Source organism: Haloferax profundi, assembly GCF_001469865.1.
GTDB classification, from domain to species: domain Archaea; phylum Halobacteriota; class Halobacteria; order Halobacteriales; family Haloferacaceae; genus Haloferax; species Haloferax profundi.
Window position 1 is genome coordinate 1 of sequence record NZ_LOPV01000330.1, and the last position, 2,542, is coordinate 2,542.

General features: G+C 59.1%; 2 protein-coding genes and 1 pseudogene. All 3 read right to left on the reverse strand.

What is annotated here, in order from left to right:
- Positions 1–18: 18 nt before the first annotated feature.
- Positions 19–1,200 (reverse strand): ABC transporter permease, encoded by a 1,182-nt coding sequence (locus tag AUR66_RS12835; protein ID WP_058572740.1) that lies wholly within the window; start codon positions 1,198–1,200, stop codon positions 19–21.
- A 91-nt stretch (positions 1,201–1,291) separates the two neighbouring features.
- On the reverse strand, positions 1,292–2,083 hold the full coding sequence (locus AUR66_RS12840) for an ABC transporter ATP-binding protein (RefSeq protein ID WP_058572741.1): 792 nt from the start codon (positions 2,081–2,083) through the stop codon (positions 1,292–1,294).
- A 6-nt stretch (positions 2,084–2,089) separates the two neighbouring features.
- Positions 2,090–2,542 (reverse strand): annotated as a pseudogene (locus AUR66_RS22085) (hypothetical protein); the annotation flags it as partial.

Genomic DNA, 2,542 nt, shown 5'->3' on the forward strand with positions numbered 1-2,542 from the left:
TGTTGTGTCTCGGTCGCATTAGCCCAGTACCTCCACTGGCCGTTTGTTCGCTGCTTTCCACGCGGGGTAGACCCCAGCGAGGATGGACGTGCCGATGCCGAAGACTGCTCCAATTGTGACGTACTGTAGTCCGGTCGTCGTGAAAGCAAGTGGGCTACCGACGAGTAATTGATTGAGCACCATCCCAAGAAAGAGCGCTATCGGGACACCGATCGCGGTGCCAATCAGACCGAGGATGGCCGACTCGGCGACCAGTAGGCTGACGACAGCAGTCTTCGGGTAGCCGACCGCGCGCATCACCCCAATTTCACGCTCGCGTTCTATCGCTGACATCAGCATCGTGTTCGCGATTGTGACCGCGGCTACGAGGAGGGATATCGAACCCACACCGATGAGGAACTGGTTGATGGTCCCGAACAGTTGTTCGAACTGTTCTCGCTGTTCTTGGACCTTCTCGACGTCGACGTTTCGCCGTCTTGTGTTGAACTCTGATTCGATACCTTGGGCGGCGTCGTCAATTGAGGCGGTTCGTGAATCGACGCTGACGATGACACGGTCGTATTCAGGGTCTTCGAACTGGGCGAGCGGAACGAACACGGCGCGGTCGGCCATCAACTGGTCAGCGAACCCCTGTGGTTCGAGGACTGCTGCGACTCGGAACGACTGGTCGAAGCTTCCGTTCACCGTGACCGTTACTTGGTCGCCGGGCTGGATGTCGTTGTTTTCCGCGATACGAGAGCCAACGACGACGCTCTCTCGCCAGTTTTCTGGGATGGTCCCCGCCTGCGCATCGTAGAACGACCCAGGATTTCCGAGCCCCTGTATCTGCGCCGTGACGATGGCCTCACCGGAGGGTGTCTGTACCACCGCATCCCACCGCTGTACGACGGGGAGGACCGTTGCGCTTCCCGATGCCTGTCGCATCCGGTCGATATCACCGTCGTCGAAGTGACGACCGGCAGTCTCGTTTTCGTCAGGGTAAAACACAGGGTCGACAGTCGCGGTTCCGCCGAACCCTTCGTACGCATCCAGTTGGTCTTGTTTGAACGCCTCTCCTCCCGTCCCAATCGTTCCGATGGCGACGACACCAATGACGACTGCGACGACGGCGAGGGTAGATCGGGCAGTTGCCCGCGACAGGTTCCGCCGTGCCAACACGAGAGTTGGGAACTGCGCGACGATGCGGCGGAGTCGGTTCACGAACGACCACCACTCATTAGATATCGACGAGTAACTCGCTTCGGGATGGCAGCGTAGTCGACGAGACCAGACTGCGTCGAGACACCCGCAATCATTGTTTCTTCCCCGCATCTCGTCCACGCTCGTCTTCTGTCTTCACGACACCGTCCACGAGGTCGACCACACGGTCAGCTTCGTCTGCGACGTACGCATCGTGCGTGACCGTGACGACGGCGACGTCTTCTTCGGCACGTAGTTCGTCGAACAATGTGAGAATCCGGTCGCCGGTGTCTCTGTCGAGGTTCCCTGTCGGTTCGTCTGCGAGGAGAATCTCGGGGTCGTTTATCAACGCTCGAGCAATGGCGACCCGTTGTTTCTGTCCACCGGAGAGTTCGTCCGGATAGTGATCCAGTCGGTCACCGAGACCGACTCGACGAAGCAGCGTCGTCGCACGCTCGCGTGTCTCGACGGGAGTCTTATCGAGCATCCTCGGCATTTCGACGTTTTCCAAGGCCGTCAGGGTCGGGATTAGATAGAAGCTCTGAAAGACGAACCCAATCGTCCGCTTGCGCTTTTCTGTTCGGTCGCCATCGGTGAACGTCGAGACGTCCGAACCACGGAGTAAAACCGTGCCGTTGGTCGGAACGTCGAGTAGCCCCAGAAGGTTAAGCAGTGTCGACTTCCCACTACCAGACGGGCCGACGATGGCGACGAAGTCGGACGGTCCAATCTCGAAGTCGATTCCTTTCAACGCTCGAACCGTTTGGTTTCCGGTTTGATACTCCTTTACGACGTCCTCACCGCGAATTATCACGTCGGTACTAGAGGCCATCTGGTTCGGTGTGCTGTCGTCGTTTGTATCTGTCCGCGCTGTCTCGTCGGAGGCGGGGATGTCCGGTGTCACGACTCCTCATCTCCACCAGAGGTAGCCAACGATGCTAACGAGTGCAACTGCGGCGACCGCTCCGACTGGAAGAAGCGGGAGACCACCACTACCAGTCGACTGCTGGCTCACGGTGCTGCGGTCGACACTGACCTCCCTCGTGAACGACCGCTCGACGCCACCGATACTGTATCGCACCTCGACCGGGACGGTAGAGACGTTGCCAGAGACGTCTGAATTGAGCGTGAACGACGAGAAGTCGCTCCCGTCGATGCTCCCGACGAAGTAGGTGCTCTGGTCCACGCGCTGGGAACCGGGCACCGAGACGACAACACCTTCGACGGCACTCGAACCAACGTTTCCGGCGGTCGCTGATATCTCAACGGAACCGCTGCGTTGGGTGGCTTGCACGTCGGTCAAGACGATTTCTCCGGGGTTCGACGGTGCCTCGAACTGAGTCTGGTACGTTCGAGTGACCTG